This window comes from Kitasatospora sp. NPDC051702 (genome assembly GCF_040681575.1).
Taxonomy (GTDB): domain Bacteria; phylum Actinomycetota; class Actinomycetes; order Streptomycetales; family Streptomycetaceae; genus Kitasatospora.
Map to the genome: position 1 here is coordinate 226,929 of NZ_JBFAZB010000006.1, position 17,799 is coordinate 244,727.

A 17,799-nucleotide genomic window follows, 5' to 3' on the forward strand; every position below is an offset into this window, starting at 1 on the left:
CGCCGCCCGGATTCCGGACGACCGCGACCGGTCCGGTGCGAAGCACCCGGGCGACCGCCCGGCCGGACGCCGTCCAGCATCCCCCCGCCGGAGCACCGCTACCCGGCGGCGACCCCGGCGCGCGTCCGCGCCGCACTGCGATCCAGCGCACCATAAGGCCGTCCGCCCGGTTACGTCAGCCGGATGCGGGTGCTGTCACCCGATGGGCTGGATTCCGGCCGCCGAACGGTGCGTCGGCGCCGTCGGCCGCTCCGGCCCGGGAAACGCCGCGGGGCGCTGCGTCCATGGGGGGAAAACCCACGGCACGCAGCGCCCCGCGGGCGCGTGGCGGCGGCTGCGCGGCGGCCGCCGGACAGGTCCTAGGCGGTGGCCGCCTTCAGCGCGATGTCGGTGCGGTGCTGACCACCCTTGAGGGTGATCCGGTCCACGGCGGCGTACGCGCGGTCGCGCGCCTCGCCCAGGTCGGCGCCGGTCGCGGTGACCGACAGCACGCGGCCGCCGGCGCTCAGCACCGCGCCGTCCGCCCCGTACCTGGTGCCGGCGTGCAGGACGAACGCGGTGCCGTCGGCCTCGGCCTCGGCCAGGCCCTCGATCGGGTCTCCGGTGCGCGGCGCCGCCGGGTAGCCCTCGGAGGCGACGACCACGGTGACGGCCGCGTCCTCGTCCCAGCGCAGCGGCTCCAGCTGGTCCAGGGTCCCGGTGCCGGCGGCCAGCAGGACGGCGGCCAGCGGGGTGCGCAGCCGGGCCAGCACGACCTGGGTCTCCGGGTCGCCGAAGCGGGCGTTGAACTCGATCACCCGGGTGCCGCGCGAGGTGAGCGCCAGACCCGCGTAGAGCAGGCCGGAGAACTCGGTGCCACGGCGGCGCAGCTCGTCGACGGTCGGCTGCAGGACGGTCTCCAGGACCTCCTCGACCAGGCCGGCGGGCGCCCACGGCAGCGGCGAGTAGGCGCCCATGCCGCCGGTGTTGGGGCCCTCGTCGCCGTCCAGGGCGCGCTTGAAGTCCTGTGCGGGCTGCAGCGGGACGACGGTGGTCCCGTCGGTGATCGCGAACAGCGAGACCTCGGGGCCGTCCAGGTACTCCTCGATGACCACGCTCCCCCGGCCCTGACGGCCGGGCGACTCCACCATGCAGGACGCGGCGTGCGCCAGCGCCTCGGCGCGGTCGGAGGTGACCACCACGCCCTTGCCGGCGGCCAGGCCGTCGTCCTTCACCACGTACGGCGCGCCGAAGGCGTCCAGCGCCTCCGCGGCCTCCTCGGCGGTGGTGCAGACGTAGGAGCGGGCGGTGGGCACGCCGGCGCCCGCCATCACGTCCTTGGCGAAGGCCTTCGAGCCCTCGAGCTGGGCCGCCGCCGCGGACGGGCCGAACACCGGGACGCCGGCCGCGCGCACGGCGTCGGCGACGCCCGCGACCAGCGGGGCCTCCGGGCCGACGACGACCAGGGCGGCACCGAGCCGCACGGCCAGGTCGGCGACCTGCGCGCCGTCGAGCTGGTCGACCGGGTGGACCGTCGCCACCTGCGCGATCCCGGCGTTGCCCGGGGCGCAGTGCAGCTCGGTCACGGCGGGATCTTGGGACAGAGAGCGGCACAGGGCGTGTTCGCGGGCGCCGCCGCCGATGACGAGGACCTTCACGCTTGGCAAGGGTAGCCGGTGGCCGGTTCGGGCCGTTCCCCGGTCCCGTCGGATCCTCCAGGAAGGGAGCTCCGTACGCCCACGATGCTGGAGGAACCTCCAAACCGGGCCGGGCCGGATGCGCGCCGGGTGTCCGGGTCAGGACGGCGGGTCACCGGAGCCTCGCTCGGACGGGTGAAATCTCGCCGACCCCCGCATCCCTCCCACCTCGGGTTCCGGTGGCCGAATCCGGTAACGATCATCCGGGAGGCGACCCACGGTCAGCCATTTGGCGGTAAGAAGTGCTGTTGGACAACCACCGGCAGACGCCGCGTCAGCCGATGAGCCGCCAGAACCACCAGCCCGCCCGCCACAGGGAGCCTCACAGGTGAGCCAGCCGGAAATGCAGCCCGAGGAGAGTGCCTGGGGCAAGGAGATCGGCGAGGAGGACCAGCCCGCCGCGATCGTCGCCCGCCGGGCCTCCACCCGCCGCCGGACCGATCTGAGCGCCCGCCAGTTCCCCCTCGGGGACTGGGGCGAGCCCGCCGAACGGCTCGAGGAGCTGTACCGCTGGTCCGAGGAGCGGGCCGTCGAGGCCATCGACTGGTACCGCCGGGACCGCGTCTGGAAGCGCCGCTGGGCGCGCCTGCTGCGGTTCGGCTCGGCCGGCTTCGCCGTGGGCGGGGTGACCGCCCCGCTGGTCGACCTGACCGGCACGGTCGCGCACGGCACCAGCTGGGGCTACGTCGGCCTGGCGCTCTCCGCCGCCTGCTACGGCACCGACCGGGTGTTCGGCCTCACCTCCGGCTGGATGCGGGACGTCAGCACCGCGCAGGCGCTGCAACGGCGCTTGGAGGCCTTCCAGTTCGACTGGGCCTCGGAGTGCGTGCGCGAGGTGCTCGGCCCGACCGAGGGCACCGCGGGCGAGGCCGCCGAGCGCTGCCTCGGCGTGCTGCGCCGGTTCTGCGAGGACGTCTCGGACATGGTCCGCACCGAGACCTCGGAGTGGATGCTGGAGTTCCGCGCCTCGATGACCCAGCTGCCCACCCAGTCCCCGGGGACGTGGGGCGGGCGCAGCGAGACCGGCGTGGGCGCCCAGGTGCGGGTGCTGCCGCCGCCGGGCACCCGGCCCACCATGCCGCGCCAGCGGCCGCCGGAGGGGCCGCTGCGGTAGGCCTGCGGCGGGGCGCCCGCGGCGGCGCGGGGCCGGGCCCGGAGCCGGGCACCGAGCCGGACCGGGCCGGGGACTCGGAGCCCGGGGCCCGGGGACGCGGAGCCCGGGGCTCAGGCGAAGACGACCATCGATCCCTGGGTGAGGCTGCGGGTCGCCGCCGCGTACAGACCGGCCCAGGCGTGCCGCTCCCGGGCGAAGGGGTGCAGGTCGTCCAGCGGCGGCCCGAAGGGCTGCTCCAGGCCGGTCGGGCCGAGCGGCCTGGTCGGGCCGGGGGGGTTGAACGGGTCGATGCCCAGCGCCGGGGCCACGGCCTGCAGCTCGCGCAGCAGCCCGTGGCTGGAGCCGAGCGGACCGCCGGAGGCGAGCAGCGCCTCGTCCACCAGCGGCGTCGCGAACTCGATCGGCACGTAGGCGCCGGCGTGGTCGAAGTGCCAGACCAGGTGCGACTGTTCGGCGCTGCTCTCGAACATCTCCAGCAGCTGCTCGTAGTCCCCGCCGAGCGAGTCCACCGGCGTGATGTCCAGACCGGTGAGGCCCAGCAGGTAGGCGCGGCGCAGGAAGTGCAGCGAGTCGTAGTCGAAGGCCGCTATCGGCTCGACGGCGCCGCTGATCCCCGGCACGTACTGGTAGACCGGCACCTCGGGCAGCCCGCGCGAGGCCAACACCGAGTTGTAGAGCGCGAGGTCGTCCCGGAAGGGGTTGTCGGGGCTGTGGCTCAGCACGTCCACGAGCGGGACGAGCCAGAGGTCGCAGGCCATGGCCGGCAGTTCCTCTCCGGGCGGCGGGATCGCCCGCGGGGCGGGGCGACGACGGGGGCGGTGTCGTTACCCGGGCGGCCGCGGTACGGGGCGCCCGGTTCGACGACCGCCCACCCTACCGGCCCGGGGCCGGGTACGGGTCGGGCCGGCCCTGCGGCGCCTCGGGCGGCGCCTCCGGCAGCCGCCGGGCGAACCGTCCGTGCACCGAGCGCGGCTGCGGCACCAGACCGAGGCCCAGCCCGAGCTCCCTCCCCAGCTCCCGGGCGACCTCCTCGCCCGGCCGACGGCGCCCCGGCCCGGTCCGCTCGGCGGGCCCGGCGGGCGGCGGCGGTGCGGCGGCCTCGGCCGGAGCGGCGGGCGGGGGCGGCGCCGTTTCGCCGTCCAGGGGCCCGGTGAGCAGTCCGAGCACGGTCACGGACTCCAGCGGCCGCCCGGCCAGCTCGGCCAGCAGCCGGGCGGTGAACAGGTTGTACTCGCAGATGATCCGGTGCGCGCCGGTCAGGTCCCGGGCCTCGACGGCGTCGACCAGTTCGAGGTGGCGGTCCCAGCAGACCCCCGCGAGGACCGGCATCTCCCGCAGGTAGGGCGCGGCGAACATCCAGGACTGCACCCGCAGCCAGTCCAGGTAGCCGCTGATCCGGCGGTTGCCGGCCAGGGCGGCGACCTCCTGCCAGAAACGGCGGTCGCAGCCGACGATCACGTCCAGGTTCCCGGCCCGGGCGGCCCGGACCGCCGCGTCGGCCCGGCGGCGCAGCGAGGGCAGCCGGCTGAGGTCCGGCAGCGCCCGGCGGGTGGAGAACTGGCGGTAGAAGCTGTCGGTGAGCAGCACCCTGGACTCGAAGATCTCCAGGAAGTCGTCCCAGCCGAGCTCGGGCACGGTGAATCCGCGGTGGTGCTCGGCCCTCAGCAGCCCCTGGGCACCGAGGTCGACCAGGGCCTCGCGGGCCGGCGTGGCCGAGACCCCGTACAGCTCGGCGATCTCCTTGACGGTGAAGTTGCGGCCGGCCGCCAGCCGACCGGCCATCATCTCCTCGCGCAACGCCCCGGCGATCTGTTCGCGCAGGCTGTTGCGGTGGATGACGGGGCGGGTGTCGCCGGCGCCGTTGCCGGACATGCGCGCGACCTCCTCGGGCTGGCCGGCCGGGTGGGCCCTCGGCGGACCGGCCGGGGACGGCGGGGAACACGACGAGTGCTCATCTTCTCAAACCCGCCCCGAGCAGGCGCTGACCCACCCCCCGGACGAGCCGGATCGCCCCCTCTCCCGGGCCGGGCGGCCAGCCGGACCGGGCAGGGCGGGGCAGGGCGGGGCGGGCCTAGGTGCACGGCCCGCCCCGGCCGCCCCGGGCCGCGGGTCAGCGCTGGACCGGCGCCGGGATCCCGAGCAGACGGTCGCGCAGCACCGGGAACTCCGCGCGGGCCTTGGCCACCTCCGCCGGGTCGAACTCGACGGTCAGCACCTCCTCGTCCGCCCCCGCCTCGGCCAGCACCCGGCCCCACGGGTCCACCACGATGCTGTGCCCGGCCTGCTCGACCCCGCCGTGCGTCCCCGCGGTGTTGCAGGCCAGCACGTACGCCTGCTCCTCCACCGCCCGGGCCCGCGCCAGCAGCGTCCAGTGCTCGCGGCGCCGGGCCGGCCAGGCCGCCGGGACGACCAGCAGCTGGGCGCCGGCGTCCAGCAGGGCCCGGAACAGCTCCGGGAAGCGCAGGTCGTAACAGGTGGCCAGGCCCAGCGTCGCGAAGTCGGTCGGCGCGGTGACGATCTCCTGGCCGGCACCCATCACCACCGCCTCGCCGCTGTCGAAGCCGAAGCGGTGGATCTTGCGGTAGGTGTGCACCAGCTCGCCGTCCGGGGCGAACAGCAGCGAGGTGTTGTAGATCGGCCCGTCGGGGTCGCGCTCCACGATCGAACCCGCGTGCAGCCAGACCCCGGCCGCCCGGGCCGCCGCCGCCATCACGTCCGAGGTCGGCCCGTCCAGCGTCTCCGCGCCGTCCGACCAGAGGTCGTAGGCGAAGCCGCCGAGCGCCCACAACTCGGGCAGGACCACCAGGTCGGCGCCCTGTTGAGCACGGACCAGGGCGGCGGCCCTGGCACGCCGTTCGGCGGGCGGCTCCTCGTCGGAGACCGCGAGTTGGATCAATGAAGCGCGCACAGTACCACCGTCCACGGCAAGAGACCTACGATCGTCACCCGAAAGCGCTGCCCAGCTGTCTCCCGGCAGCGTAACGTGCGGTTAGCGTGTGCGCCCGGAAGCCGGACCATCCCGGCCGACCGGGGAGGGCGGGCGCAGGCGGCAAGGAAGCTGACGGAGGGCCGGAGATTCCCGTGACGGACAACCAGACCGTGCAGGCTTACACGGACGCCTGGACGCAGAGCATCGAGTCCATATCGGAGCTGGTCGCCCCCCTCCCCGAGGGCTCCTGGAACCGGGCCACCGAGTGCCCCGGCTGGTCGGTCCGGGACGTCGTCTCGCACATCATCGCGGTCGAGTCCGAGCTCCTCGGCGACCCCCGCCCGATCCACTCGCTGCCGCGTGACCTCCGCCACGTGACCACCGAGTTCGCCCGCTACGTCGAGCTGCCGGTGGACAAGCGCCGCTGCCACACCGCGCTGGAGATGACCAGCGAGCTGGAGTACACGGTCATCCGCCGCTCCCGGGCACTGCGCAACGCCAAGCAGACGCCCGAGGAACCGGTCCGCCGGCCGGCCGGACCGCTCAGCCACGACGTGCCGTACCACGAGCTGCTGCGGCTGCGGGCCTTCGACGTCTGGGTGCACGAGCAGGACCTGCGCCGGGCGCTGGGCACCCCCGGCAACCTGGACTCCCCGGCCGCCCTGATCACCCGGGACGTCCTGCTCGGCCTGCTGCCCAAGGCCGTCGCCCACCAGGCCGGCGCCCCGGCCGGGACGACCGTGGTGGTGGACGTCACCGGCCCGGTGGAGTTCCTGCGCACCGTCCGGGTCGACGCGGCCGGCCGCGGCACCGTGGACGAGTCGATCAGCCTGGCTCCGGACGTCCAGCTCACCATGGGCTGGGAGACGTTCGTCCGGCTCGCCTGCGGCCGCGGTCGCCCCGGCCCGGTGGGCGTCGAGGGGGACAAGGAGCTGGCCGACCGGGTCCTGGCCACCTTCGCCGTGACCCCCTGACCACCTGCGCACACCACCCGGCGTGCACGAACGAGCGCGCGCCGGGTGGGCACCACTCGTGCGTCCATCCGTCAACCTGACGCCAGCACCTCACCTGTTCGGCCTCGTTGTTCCGGGCACTCCAGCCATCACCCGGAAGAAGGAGGGGCGTCCCCATGGACGACGAACAGCAGGAACGGATGGAACTGGTGCGGTCGAGCTTCCCCGGCACGGGGCAGCCGATCCGCGTCGTGATGATCGACGGGGAGCCGTGGTTCGTCACGGCGGACGTGTGCGCGGTACTCGGCCGGCAGAACCCCAGCCGGGTGCGCCACATCGTCGACCCGGGGCACACGCGGGTCGTGAACTCGCGCTCGCTGAACCTAACCTTCGCGAAGGTTAATCACGTCTCCGCAGGTCAGAAACCCTACGAGCGCGGTAACCCGATGCTCAACGTGATCAGCGAATCCGGTCTGTACCGGCTGATCATGCGGTCGAACAAGCCGAACGCCCGGCCCTTCCAGGAGTGGGTCACCCGCGACCTCCTCCCCTCCGTCCGCCGCGGCGACACCGACGCCCCCGCCCAGCAGCGGCGGATGGCGGAGACCCTGACCGAGGCGATCGGGCAGCAGGTGCAGATCGTCGCGGAGATCGAGCACGAGGACTGGCCCGGCCTGACCGTCCGCTCCGACGGGACGGTGCACTGCCGGCACGGGGAGATGACCCTCCACCTCCCGGGCCGGGAGGAGGACGGCGGGCCGCCGTACGGGGCGTACTTCGCGTGCCCGGGCGGGGAGCGGGTCGGCATCCGGGGCAGCCGGGTCGTCCCGGGCTGTCCGAAGCTGAAGCTGGTGGACCTGATCCGCCTGCGGGACGGTGCGGTGGGGCAGCCTGCGCGGGCCGCGGCCGCGCATCCCGCACCCGCACCGGTCATGCCGCCGGAGGGCACCGTGCTCTGCCTGATCGACCGGGCCAGGATCTACGGACGGCCGTCGGAGGTCACGGAGGTCCTCCGGGGCATCGGGCTGTAACGGCGGGGGGAGAGACCGCCGGCCAGCGGCCGGATTGCCTACGCCTCGGCCGCGCCGACCTTGCGCCGGAGCCGGAGGATCATCACCAGGCCCACCGCCAGCGGGACGTACTGCCAGCAGAAGGCCCAGCGGAAGGCGTCGGCGGAATAGCCGCCGGCGCCGTCCGGGGAGAGGGCGTCGAGCAGGACGCCGATGCCGAACAGGGTGATCATCGTGCCGATGAAGCCGCCCATGTTGACGATCCCGGAGGCGGTGCCGAGGCGCTCCACCGGGTTGCGGGCGCGGGCGTAGTCCAGGCCGACCAGGGAGGCCGGGCCGTTGCTGCCCATCACCACGATGATCCCGGCCAGCAGCCAGAGCGGCGGGTGGCCGCCGGGCCAGGCCAGCACCAGGGCCCAGCCGAGTCCGGTGGTCGCGACGACGGTGAGGACGATCGGCATCCGGGCCCGGGCCGTGGCGGAGAGCAGGCGGCCGAACAGGAAGCCGAAGGTCATGTTGCTGAGCACCAACAGGGTCAGCAGCCCGCCGGCCTCGGCCCGGGTCAGGCCCTGTGCCTCCACCAGGTAGGGCAGGCCCCAGAGCAGGCCGAAGGCGTTACCGGGGAACTGGGTGGTGAAGTGCACCCAGAGGCCGAGGCGGGTGCCGGGCTCGCGCCAGCAGGCGAGGACCTGGCGGCCGACCTTCGGCCGGTCCCGGTCCCGGTCCCGGTCTCCGGCGGGCCGGTCGGCGGGCCGTCCGGCCCCGGAGTCGGGCGCTTCCCTCAACAGCAGCGCGACGAGCGCGAACACCGCGACGCCGAGCAGCGAGATCGCGGTGAAGGTCGGCGTCCAGCCCTCGCGGTGCAGGGCCTGCGCGAGCACCACGGTGGTGATCAGGTTGCCGCCCATGCCGGCGAGGCCGGTCAGCTGGGCCACGAACGGGTTGCGGGCGGCCGGGAACCACCTGGCGGCGATCCGCAGCACGCTGATGAAGGTCATCGCGTCGCCGCAGCCGAGCACCGCCCGGGAGGCCAGTGCGGGGGCGAAGGCGGAGCTGAACGCGAAGGCCAGCTGCCCGGCGCTGAGCAGGACGACCCCGAGCAGCAGCACCCGCCGCGGCCCGAACCGGTCGACCAGCAGGCCGACGGGTATCTGCATGGCCGCGTAGACCAGTACCTGGAGGATCGAGAAGGTGGAGAGCGCGGAGGCGCCGATGCCGAAGCGGTCGGCGGCGTCCAGTCCGGCCACGCCGAGGCTGGTGCGGTGGATCACCGCGAGCACGTAGACGCTGACGCCGACGGACCAGGCGAGCCAGGCCGCGCGCCCGCCGGGCGGGGACGGCGCGGGGGCGGCCGGGGGCTCGGCGGTGGTTCGGGGAGCGGGGACGGATCTGGGCGCGGCTGAACTGGCGGGCTCCACGGTCATAGTGCGAACAGCGTAGTCATCCCATGATGGGAGGCCCAGTGCGGGGGGCGGTCGGTCGCCCACGAACGCGCACGACGGCGGGTGCGTGCGCCCGGCCTCAGCCGGTGACCGTCCAGGACACCGAGCGGGTCATGTAGCGGTCCCGGAACGCCTCGTCGCGCACCCAGTCGGTGGTGTCCCGGACGGTCGCGGTGACGGTGGCCGTCCGGCCCGGCGCCAGGTCGAGCCGCGCGGTGTCCAGCGCGCCGCCGTCCGCGGGCTGCGGGGTCACCGGGACGCCGTCCACCCGCCACTCCACCCGGAGCTGGCGCGGGCCGTTCAGCGGCAGCGCCCGGACGTCCAGCCGGGGGCGCCCGGCCACCTCGCCGGGCGGCGGCACCGGGTTGTCGGTGGGCCGGACCCGGCGGTAGAGCTCCTCGATGATCGCCTCGCGCGACGGCAGGTTGTAGGCGCTGCCCAGGGTGCGCATCACCGAGTCGGGGGTGGGCCGGTAGAGGCCGTTGGCGCTGCGGTACGCGCCGACCGTCCCGGCGCCGTCGGGGGACTCCGCGCCCAGCCAGCGCCACCACTTGGTCTGCCTGCGCCGCATGTCGTCGGCGTTGAGGGTGGAGAGGTTCGGGTACTCGGCGTCGTCGGGGGCGCTGTCGTACTCGTCGCCGAGGTCCCCCACGGTGTGGCCGATCTCGTGCTGGATGATCCGGCCGGCGTCCGGGCTGCCGCCGGCCAGCGTGGTCACTCCGGTGCCGCCGGCGCCGCCGTACTCGGTGGAGTTGGCGAGCGCGATCAGGTACTGCGGCCCGGCGTCGTCCCCCGCGTACCGGGCGGTGGCGGCCTCGTCGGCGCAGAGCAGCCGGGCGGTGCCCTCGCACCAGAAGTGCATGCCGAGCGGGGTGGCGGGGTTGCGGCCGCGGCTCTCGCTCTCGGCTATCCCGGAGACCGGGGAGACCACCTCGACCCGCCGTATGTTGAAGAACCCCTGGTAGGTGCGGAACGGTTCGATGTCCATCAGCGCGTGCCAGGCCCGGTCGGCCTGCTGGCGGAACAGCTCCTGTTCGGTGGCGGTGTAGCCGTCGCCGAGCAGCACCAGGGTGATCCGGTTGGCCGGCTCCCCGGTGCGGCGCACGTCGACGGTGGGTGCGGCCGTGACGGTCCGGTGGTCGGCGTGCTGGGCGGTGTGCGGCGGCACCGCCCGGTCGGCGGGGGCACCCGGTCCGATCACGCCGAACGGCGAGGGGCCGACCAGCTCCAGGGCGGCCGGGAGTACGGCGGTGGACACCAGCACGAGCGCGGCCAGACTCCGGACGAGACGGCCAGGGTTGCCAGGCGGCATACGGGTGCGTCCTCAGGGCTCCGGTCACCCGGCGTCGCCCGGGTGGTGGAGCGGAGACGTACCCGCACCGGCGTGTCGCCCCTACCGGGTGACGAAAAAGTCACCGACCTGGCCGAATGACCCACACCAGGCCAGTCATTCCAATGAATCGGATCCCTTCACGCCACGGTCCTACCGCGCCCCCTCAGCACCCCTCCCGAACCGCCTCCCGGTCAGTCCCTGCGGTCAGTCCCTGCGGAGGTCCAGCACCACGTGGGTGCCGAGCCCGAACAGCAGCCCCCAGAAGGCCGAGCCGATCCCGAACAGGCTCATCCCCGAGGCGCTCGCCAGGAAGGTCACCACCGCGGCGTCCCGCCCCCGCTCGTCCGCCACCGCCGCCGCCAGACTGCCCTGCAGCGAGGCCAGCAGGGCGACCCCGGCGACCACCGCGACCAGCTCCTTCGGCAGACCGGTGAACAGGCTCACCAGCACCCCGCCGAAGCTGCCCACCAGGACGTACAGCACGCCCGCGGACATCCCCGCGACGTAACGGCGGCGCGGATCCGGGTGGCTCTCCGGGCCGGCGCAGATCGCCGCCGTGATCGCCGCCAGGTTGACCCCCGGCGAGCCGAACGGCGCCAGCAGCAGCGAGACCGCTCCGGTCGACCCGATCAGCAGCCGGTCGTCCGGACGGTAGCCGAAGGCCCGCAGCACGCCGAGGCCGGGCGCGTTCTGCGAGGCCAGCGCCACGATCGTGAGCGGCAGCGCCACCCCCACCACGGCCGACCAGGAGAACTCCGGCACGGTGAGCACCGGCCGGGTCGGCCCGCCCGAGCCCGGGTGCAGCGGCAGTCCGACGGTCAGCGCCGCCAGCACCCCGCCCACCACCAGCGCCACCGGGACGGCGTACCGCGGGGCCAGCCGCTTGGCCAGCAGGAAGGCCGCGAAGCTGCCCACCACCAGCACCGGGGCGCCGTGCACGGCGCCGAAGACCCCGGCGCCGAAGGAGAACAGGATGCCCGCCAGCATCGCGTTGACGATGCCGACCGGCACCGCCGCGATCAGCCGGCCGAACCAGCCGGTCACCCCGAACAGCGTCACCACCGCGGCGCTCACCAGGAAGGCCCCGACCGCCTCCCGGTACGGGTAAGCGCCCAGGCCGGTCACCAGCAGCGCGGCGCCGGGGGTGGACCAGGCGGTGATCACCGGCGTCCTGGTCCACCAGCTCAGCAGGAGGCCGCTCAGCCCGCTGCCGATGGACACCGCCCAGATCCAGGAGGCCGTGTGCGCCGGGTCCAGCCGCCCGGCGGCGGCGGCCGCGAGCACCACGACCAGCGGGCCGGAGAACGAGACCGCGACGCAGACCAACCCCGCCAGCAGTGCCGGCCCCGACGCGTCCCGCCGCAGCGACCGCCGCTCCCCGCCCCCGGCCGGCACCGTTTCCGGTCCGACCGTCAGTTCATCCGTCATCCCGGAAGTATCCCGAACACCCCGTCGAGAACCTCCGGAAAAAACTTCGGAACCCACCTGCAACCCCCGGCGGGGATGCACGTCCATACAGATGAAGGCACGGAGAGCGAGACCGGCGGAGCCCGGGGGGCGCTTCCGCTCGCGAGCAGCGGAGCCGGTCGTCTTCACCACACACGTCGGATTCATGACCCTGGGGAGTCACGTCATGCGTATGCCCGTTATCAACCGATTCGCGAAGAACGACCTCGCGCTCTCCGGCCGCCGCGTCGCCGTCCTCGCCGCCACCGCGGCCGTCCTCGCGGGCGGCGTCCAGGTGCTCGCCGTGGACACCGCCTGGGCCGCCTCGCCCGCCGCCGCCCCGACCGCGGCGACGGCGCCCGCCGCCGCCCACACCGGGCATCTCCGGGCCGGGCTCCACATGACGCCGTCGCTGAGCATCACCGCCGGCGGCCCGAAGGTCGAGATCCCCGTCGCGGTCGTCAACTTCACCGGGGCGCCGTACCAGGACGTGAAGGCCTCCGTCAGTCTCCGCGGCATCGTGGGGGCCGCGCCCGTGGGCCTGGGCGACGACTACCTCACCATCGAGGCGCACACCCCGCAGGGCGGCTGGCAGAAGCTGGCCCTCGGCAGCTCCTCGGACGGGTGGACCGGCGCCGTGACCCCGTACGGCGAGACCTTGCAGGACGGTCGGGCCGCCCACTTCACCTTCCGGATCGGCCTGTCGGCCAAGGCTGCGTCGAAGGCCTCCCACGTCCAGGTCTCCATCGACGGCGACGGCGACGGCCAGAGCGCCGACGGCGTCCTCAAGGACATGGCCGTCTCCCCCGCGCCCGCCCCGAAGTCCCCGTCCAAGCCCGCGCCCACCAAGCCCGCACCCGCACGGCCCGCCGCCGACCGGACCCCGGCCGCGCCCGCCGCGCCCGCCGCCGACCGGACCCCGGCCGCGCCCGCCGCGCCCGCCACCAAGGCCCCGGCGGCCACCCCGACCGCCGCCCCCGCGACCGGTGCCCCGGCCGGCACCCCCGAGCTCGCCCAGACCGGCTCCGGCCCCGCCGACACCTTCCTCGCCGCCTCCGCCGCCGCGCTCCTCGCCCTCGGCTCCGGCGTCCTGATCGCCGTCCGTCGACTCCGTCCCCAGCGCTAGTCGACGAACGGGCACGGCGAAGGGGTCCTCGCTCCACACGGCGGTGTGGAGCGAGGACCCCTTCATCCATTCCTCCGAATGTCGCGCGCTACGCGCCCGTCAGCCCCAGGTGATCAGGCGCTTCGGGCGCTCCAGCAGGGCGGCCACGTCGGCCAGCACCTTGGAGCCGAGCTCCCCGTCCACCAGGCGGTGGTCGAAGGAGAGCGCGAGCGTGGTCACCTGACGCGGGACCACCTTGCCCTTGTGCACCCACGGCATCTCCCGGATGGTGCCGACCGCGAGGATCGCGGCCTCTCCCGGGTTGATGATCGGGGTGCCGGTGTCGACGCCGAAGACGCCGACGTTGGTGATGGTGACCGTCCCGCCCTGCATGTCGGCCGGCGAGGTCTTGCCCTGGCGGGCGGTGTCGACCAGCTCGCCGAGTGCGACGGCGAGGCCCGAGAGGGTCTTCGACCCGGCGTCCTTGATGTTGGGGACGATCAGGCCGCGCGGGGTGGCCGCGGCGATGCCGAGGTTCACCTGGCCCTTGATGACGATCTCCTGGGCCGCCTCGTCCCACTGGGCGTTGATCTCGGGGTGGCGCTTGATCGCGGTGAGCAGCGCCCTCGCGACCAGCAGCAGCGGGCTGACCCGGACGTCCCGGCCCAGCTCGCCGCTCTCCTTGAGGCGGCGGACGAACTTCATCGTGCGGGTCACGTCGACCTGGACGAACTCGGTGACGTGCGGGGCGGTGAAGGCCGAGGCCACCATCGCCTGCGCGGTCGCCTTGCGGACGCCGCGGATCGGCACCCGGACGTCACCCGTGGTGGTGACGGGCACCGGGACGGGCGCCTCGGCGGCCTCGACGACGGCGGGCGCCGCGGCCGGGGCGGCCTGCACGGCGGCCTGTGCCGACGCGTGGGCGTGCACGTCCTCGCGGGTGATCACGCCGTCCGGGCCGGTCGGGACGACCGCGCGCAGGTCGATGCCGAGGTCCTTGGCGAGCTTGCGGACCGGGGGCTTGGCCAACGGCCGCTCGCCGGCGGCCGGTTCGGCCACCACGGGCGTGACCGGAGCCACCGGCACGACCGGCGCGACCGGTGCGGGCGCGGCCGGGGTGGCGGTCACCGTGGTCGTGGTGGTCCGCCGGGCGCGGCGCTGGGCGGTGCCGGTGCGCGGGCCGTAGCCGACCAGCACCTCGCGCCGCTCCGGCTCGGCCGGCTCCGCCGCGGGCGCGGCCGGCGCGGGCACGGCCGCGGCGGGCGCGGCGGCCGGGGCCGCGGCGTCGGGCGCCCCGGCGACCGCGACCGAGATGATCACGGTGCCGACGTCGACGGTGGCGCCCTCGGGGAAGAAGAGCTGCTCGACGACCCCGTTGAACGGGATCGGCAGCTCCACCGCCGCCTTGGCGGTCTCCACCTCGCAGACGACCTGCCCGTCGGTGACGGTGTCACCGGGCTTGACGTACCAGCTGAGGATCTCGGCCTCGGTGAGGCCCTCGCCCACGTCGGGCATCTTGAACTCGCGGAGCGAGCGAACTTCGGTGGTCATCTTCGCTCCCCGGCTCAGAACGCGAACGCGCGGTCGACGGCGTCCAGCACGCGGTCCAGGTCGGGCAGGAACGCCTCCTCGACCCGGGACGGCGGGTACGGCGCGTGGTAGCCGCCGACCCGCAGGACGGGGGCCTCCAGGTGGTAGAAGCACCGCTCGGTGAGCCGGGCGGCCAGCTCGGCGCCCATGCCCATGAAGACCGGCGCCTCGTGCACCACGACGGCGCGACCGGTGCGCTTGACCGACTCCTCCAGGGTGGCGAAGTCCACCGGGGAGAGCGAGCGCAGGTCGATGACCTCCAGGCGGCGGCCGTCCTCCTCGGCGGCCGCGGCGGCCTCCAGGCAGACCTTGACCATGGGGCCGTAGGCGAGCAGCGTGGCGTCGGTGCCGGGGCGGACGATCCGGGCCTCGTGCAGGCCCAGGTCGGCGGCGGCACCGACCTCGCCCTTGTCCCAGTAGCGCCGCTTGGGCTCCAGGAAGACGACCGGGTCGTCGGAGGCGATGGCCTGCCGCAGCATCCAGTGGGCGTCGTGCGCGCTGGACGGGCTGACCACGCGCAGGCCGGCGGTGTGCGCGAAGTACGCCTCGTGGGACTCGCTGTGGTGCTCGACCGCGCCGATGCCACCCGCGTAGGGGATGCGGACGGTGACCGGCAGCTTGACGTGGCCGAGCGCGCGGGCGTGCATCTTGGCCAGCTGCGAGACGATCTGGTCGAAGGCCGGGTAGACGAAGCCGTCGAACTGGATCTCCACCACCGGGCGGTAGCCGCGCAGGGCCAGGCCGATCGCGGTGCCGACGATGCCGGACTCGGCGAGCGGGGTGTCGATCACCCGGCCCTCGCCGAAGTCCTTCTGCAGGCCGTCGGTGATCCGGAAGACGCCGCCGAGCTTGCCGATGTCCTCGCCCATCAGGACGGTCTTCGGGTCGCTCTCCAGCGACTTGCGCAGGGCGTCGTTGAGCGCCTTGGCGATGCTGAGCTGACCGGCCATCAGAGGTTCTCCCCCGCCTCGAAGGAGGCCGCGTACTCGGCGTACTCGGCCCGTTCCTCATCGACCAGCGCGTGCGGCTCGCTGTACACGTGGTCGAAGATCAGGGTCGGGTCCGGGTCCGGCATGCTGCGCACGCCCTCGCGCACCCGCAGCCCCAGCTGCTCGCTCTCGGCGTCGACCGCGGCGAAGAAGTCCTCGTCGGCGAGGCCCTCCTTCTCCAGCAGCGCGCGGAGCCGGGCGATCGGGTCCTTGGCCTTCCAGGCCTCGGTCTCCTCGCTGGGCCGGTAGCGGGTGGGGTCGTCGGAGGTGGTGTGCGCGCCCATGCGGTAGGTGAACGCCTCGATCAGCACCGGGCCGTTGCCGCTGCGGGCGTGGTCGAGGGCCCAGCGGGTGACGGCCAGGCAGGCCAGCACGTCGTTGCCGTCGACCCGGACGCCGGGGAAGCCGAAGCCGGAGGCGCGGCGGTACAGCGGGATCTTGGTCTGGGTGGTGGTGGGCTCGGAGATCGCCCACTGGTTGTTCTGGCAGAAGAACACCACGGGGGCGTTGTAGACCGAGGCGAAGGTGAAGGCCTCGTTGACGTCGCCCTGGCTGGAGGCGCCGTCGCCGAAGTACGCGATCACCGCGTCGTCGGCGCCGTCCTTGCTGATGCCCATCGCGTAACCGGTGGCGTGCAGGGCCTGCGCGCCGATCACGATGGTGTACAGGTGGAAGTTCTTCTCGTTCGGGTCCCAGCCGCCGTGGTTCACGCCGCGGAACATGCCGAGCAGGTTGAGCGGGTCGACGTCGCGGCACCAGGCGACACCGTGCTCGCGGTAGGTGGGGAAGGCGTAGTCGCCGGTGCGCATGGCGCGACCGGAGCCGACCTGGGCGGCCTCCTGACCGAGCAGCGAGGCCCACAGGCCGAGCTCGCCCTGGCGCTGGAGCGAGGTGGCCTCGCCGTCGAACCGGCGCACCAGCACCAGGTCGCGGTAGAGGGCGCGCAGCTCCTCCGGGGTGGTGGTGAGCGGGTAGTCCGGGTGCTCGACCCGCTCGCCTTCCGGGGTGAGCAGCTGTACGAGCTCCGGCTGGGCGTCCGTCCCCGTGGCGCGGGAGGTGTCAGGGACGCCGGGGGCCGCCTTCTTGCGAGCCCTCGCCGTGCTTTTGACGGTCACGTTCACTCCTCGGTCTGTCCGGCCGCCCGGGGTCGCCGGTGACCGGTCCGGTCACCGCCTCGCGGGGCGCGCGTGGGTGTGCGCACCTACTGCGGGGCAGGTGGTGATCCTGTTCCGACGGCGTCCCTCACGAGAACGTTACCCAGCGTCCGCCCTTGGCGCGCTTGCGCTAGGACGTCCTACTTGTTCGGGGCCTACGACCCCGGGGGTGCCGCGTGCAGCGCGCCGTCGGAAGGGTGGGGGTGACGGACGGCGTGACGCAGCTCTCAATTCGGGCGCCTTCAGGACACCAGCGCACGTTATCCGGGCGGGAGCTCCTGCGTAAGGGGGTTCTCGGTATCGGTTTTGGACCGCTCTGGCCGGATCGCGTCAGTGTGCAGGTAAAGACGATAGGTCTTTCCTACGGTGATATGGGAGGCTTTGGGCGTGAGCGATAACGGACAAATCAGGGTATTCCTTCTCGACGATCACGAGGTCGTCCGGCGGGGCGTGCACGATCTGCTCTCGGTCGAGGACGACATCGAGGTGGTCGGCGAGGCCGGCACCGCCGCCGAGGCGATCACCCGGATCCCCGCGGTCCACCCGGACGTGGCCGTGCTCGACGTCCGGCTGCCGGACGGCAACGGCGTCGAGGTCTGCCGCGAGGTCCGGTCCCGGCTGCCGGAGATCAAGTGCCTGATGCTGACCTCGTTCTCCGACGACGAGGCGCTCTTCGACTCGATCATGGCGGGCGCCTCCGGCTACGTCCTGAAGGCGATCCGCGGCACCGACCTGATCACCGCCGTCCGGGACGTCGCGGCCGGCCGGTCGCTGCTCGACCCGGTCGCCACCAGCAGGGTGCTGGCCCGGCTGCGGGACGGCGGCGAGAAGGAGGACGAACGGCTGGCCCAGCTGACCAAGCAGGAGCGCCGGATCCTCGATCTGATCGGCGAGGGGATGACCAACCGTCAGATCGGCAACGAGTTGCACCTGGCCGAGAAGACGGTGAAGAACTACGTCTCCAGTCTGCTCGCCAAGATGGGCATGGAGCGGCGCACCCAGGCGGCGGCCTTCGTGGCGCGGCACCAGGCGGACCAGCAGCACTGATCGGGGCGTTT

15 protein-coding genes are annotated in these 17,799 nt (G+C 74.0%); 5 read left to right on the top strand and 10 right to left on the bottom strand.

All coding sequences use genetic code 11. From position 1 onward, the window contains the following. Nucleotides 1-359: 359 nt before the first annotated feature. Nucleotides 360-1,637 carry a phosphoribosylamine--glycine ligase gene (gene purD / locus AB0N04_RS08580; RefSeq protein WP_360205897.1) on the bottom strand — a complete coding sequence of 426 codons (1,278 nt, stop codon included), beginning with the start codon at nt 1,635-1,637 and terminating at the stop codon, nt 360-362. Between the two features lie 367 nt (nt 1,638-2,004). On the opposite strand from purD, the gene AB0N04_RS08585 reads away from it, so the two are divergent. Further along, a complete protein-coding gene (locus tag AB0N04_RS08585; protein ID WP_360205900.1) occupies nt 2,005-2,790 on the top strand; it encodes an SLATT domain-containing protein in 786 nt (261 codons plus the stop codon). 110 nt (nt 2,791-2,900) lie between these two features. On the opposite strand, the gene AB0N04_RS08590 is transcribed toward AB0N04_RS08585, so the two are convergent. From AB0N04_RS08590 to AB0N04_RS08600, 3 genes are all read right to left on the bottom strand, one after another. Then, nucleotides 2,901-3,548: a hypothetical protein gene (locus AB0N04_RS08590; RefSeq protein ID WP_360205903.1), complete on the bottom strand. Its 648-nt coding sequence runs from the start codon at nt 3,546-3,548 to the stop codon at nt 2,901-2,903. 115 nt (nt 3,549-3,663) lie between these two features. Continuing rightward, nucleotides 3,664-4,662 (bottom strand): GntR family transcriptional regulator, encoded by a 999-nt coding sequence (locus AB0N04_RS08595; RefSeq protein WP_360205906.1) that lies wholly within the window; start codon nt 4,660-4,662, stop codon nt 3,664-3,666. A gap of 238 nt (nt 4,663-4,900) precedes the next feature. Further along, entirely contained in the window at nt 4,901-5,698 is a 798-nt protein-coding gene (locus AB0N04_RS08600; RefSeq protein WP_360205909.1) for a carbon-nitrogen family hydrolase, read from the bottom strand. 173 nt (nt 5,699-5,871) lie between these two features. On the opposite strand from AB0N04_RS08600, the gene AB0N04_RS08605 reads away from it, so the two are divergent. Then, entirely contained in the window at nt 5,872-6,693 is an 822-nt protein-coding gene (locus AB0N04_RS08605) for a maleylpyruvate isomerase family mycothiol-dependent enzyme (protein WP_360205912.1), read from the top strand. 155 nt (nt 6,694-6,848) lie between these two features. Then, entirely contained in the window at nt 6,849-7,703 is an 855-nt protein-coding gene (locus tag AB0N04_RS08610; protein WP_360205915.1) for a Bro-N domain-containing protein, read from the top strand. A gap of 38 nt (nt 7,704-7,741) precedes the next feature. Here the strand turns inward: AB0N04_RS08610 and AB0N04_RS08615 are convergent, their stop codons facing one another. From AB0N04_RS08615 to AB0N04_RS08625, 3 genes are all read right to left on the bottom strand, one after another. Beyond that, nucleotides 7,742-9,106, bottom strand: a complete 1,365-nt coding sequence (locus AB0N04_RS08615) for an MFS transporter (RefSeq protein WP_360205918.1) — start codon at nt 9,104-9,106, stop codon at nt 7,742-7,744. Between the two features lie 97 nt (nt 9,107-9,203). Continuing rightward, on the bottom strand, nt 9,204-10,436 hold the full coding sequence (locus tag AB0N04_RS08620) for a M64 family metallopeptidase (RefSeq protein ID WP_360205921.1): 1,233 nt from the start codon (nt 10,434-10,436) through the stop codon (nt 9,204-9,206). Nucleotides 10,437-10,661: 225 nt separating this feature from the next. Next, nucleotides 10,662-11,885 (bottom strand): benzoate/H(+) symporter BenE family transporter, encoded by a 1,224-nt coding sequence (locus AB0N04_RS08625; RefSeq protein WP_360205924.1) that lies wholly within the window; start codon nt 11,883-11,885, stop codon nt 10,662-10,664. Between the two features lie 205 nt (nt 11,886-12,090). Between AB0N04_RS08625 and AB0N04_RS08630 the strand changes: the two genes are divergently transcribed. Then, complete coding sequence (locus tag AB0N04_RS08630) at nt 12,091-13,029, top strand: hypothetical protein (RefSeq protein ID WP_360205926.1); 939 nt, start codon at nt 12,091-12,093, stop codon at nt 13,027-13,029. A 99-nt stretch (nt 13,030-13,128) separates the two neighbouring features. Here the strand turns inward: AB0N04_RS08630 and AB0N04_RS08635 are convergent, their stop codons facing one another. From AB0N04_RS08635 to pdhA, 3 genes are read right to left on the bottom strand one after another with little or no spacing between them, the layout of a single operon-like run. Continuing rightward, nucleotides 13,129-14,559 (bottom strand): dihydrolipoamide acetyltransferase family protein, encoded by a 1,431-nt coding sequence (locus tag AB0N04_RS08635; RefSeq protein ID WP_360205929.1) that lies wholly within the window; start codon nt 14,557-14,559, stop codon nt 13,129-13,131. A 14-nt stretch (nt 14,560-14,573) separates the two neighbouring features. After that, entirely contained in the window at nt 14,574-15,551 is a 978-nt protein-coding gene (locus tag AB0N04_RS08640; RefSeq protein ID WP_360205985.1) for an alpha-ketoacid dehydrogenase subunit beta, read from the bottom strand. Next, complete coding sequence (gene pdhA, locus AB0N04_RS08645) at nt 15,548-16,702, bottom strand: pyruvate dehydrogenase (acetyl-transferring) E1 component subunit alpha (protein ID WP_360205931.1); 1,155 nt, start codon at nt 16,700-16,702, stop codon at nt 15,548-15,550. Before pdhA ends, AB0N04_RS08640 begins: the two co-directional genes overlap by 4 nt. A gap of 426 nt (nt 16,703-17,128) precedes the next feature. On the opposite strand from pdhA, the gene AB0N04_RS08650 reads away from it, so the two are divergent. Next, on the top strand, nt 17,129-17,788 hold the full coding sequence (locus AB0N04_RS08650) for a response regulator transcription factor (RefSeq protein WP_360205934.1): 660 nt from the start codon (nt 17,129-17,131) through the stop codon (nt 17,786-17,788). Nucleotides 17,789-17,799 lie beyond the last annotated feature (11 nt).

Excerpts from the sequence above, each read along its gene's own strand:
- AB0N04_RS08590 (WP_360205903.1), bottom strand. The coding sequence starts at position 3,548 with ATGGCCTGCGACCTCTGGCTCGTCCCGCTCGTGGACGTGCTGAGCCAC.
- AB0N04_RS08595 (WP_360205906.1), bottom strand. The coding sequence starts at position 4,662 with ATGTCCGGCAACGGCGCCGGCGACACCCGCCCCGTCATCCACCGCAAC.
- AB0N04_RS08610 (WP_360205915.1), top strand. The coding sequence starts at position 6,849 with ATGGACGACGAACAGCAGGAACGGATGGAACTGGTGCGGTCGAGCTTC.
- AB0N04_RS08615 (WP_360205918.1), bottom strand. The coding sequence starts at position 9,106 with ATGACCGTGGAGCCCGCCAGTTCAGCCGCGCCCAGATCCGTCCCCGCT.
- AB0N04_RS08620 (WP_360205921.1), bottom strand. The coding sequence starts at position 10,436 with ATGCCGCCTGGCAACCCTGGCCGTCTCGTCCGGAGTCTGGCCGCGCTC.
- AB0N04_RS08625 (WP_360205924.1), bottom strand. The coding sequence starts at position 11,885 with ATGACGGATGAACTGACGGTCGGACCGGAAACGGTGCCGGCCGGGGGC.
- AB0N04_RS08630 (WP_360205926.1), top strand. The coding sequence starts at position 12,091 with ATGCGTATGCCCGTTATCAACCGATTCGCGAAGAACGACCTCGCGCTC.
- AB0N04_RS08635 (WP_360205929.1), bottom strand. The coding sequence starts at position 14,559 with ATGACCACCGAAGTTCGCTCGCTCCGCGAGTTCAAGATGCCCGACGTG.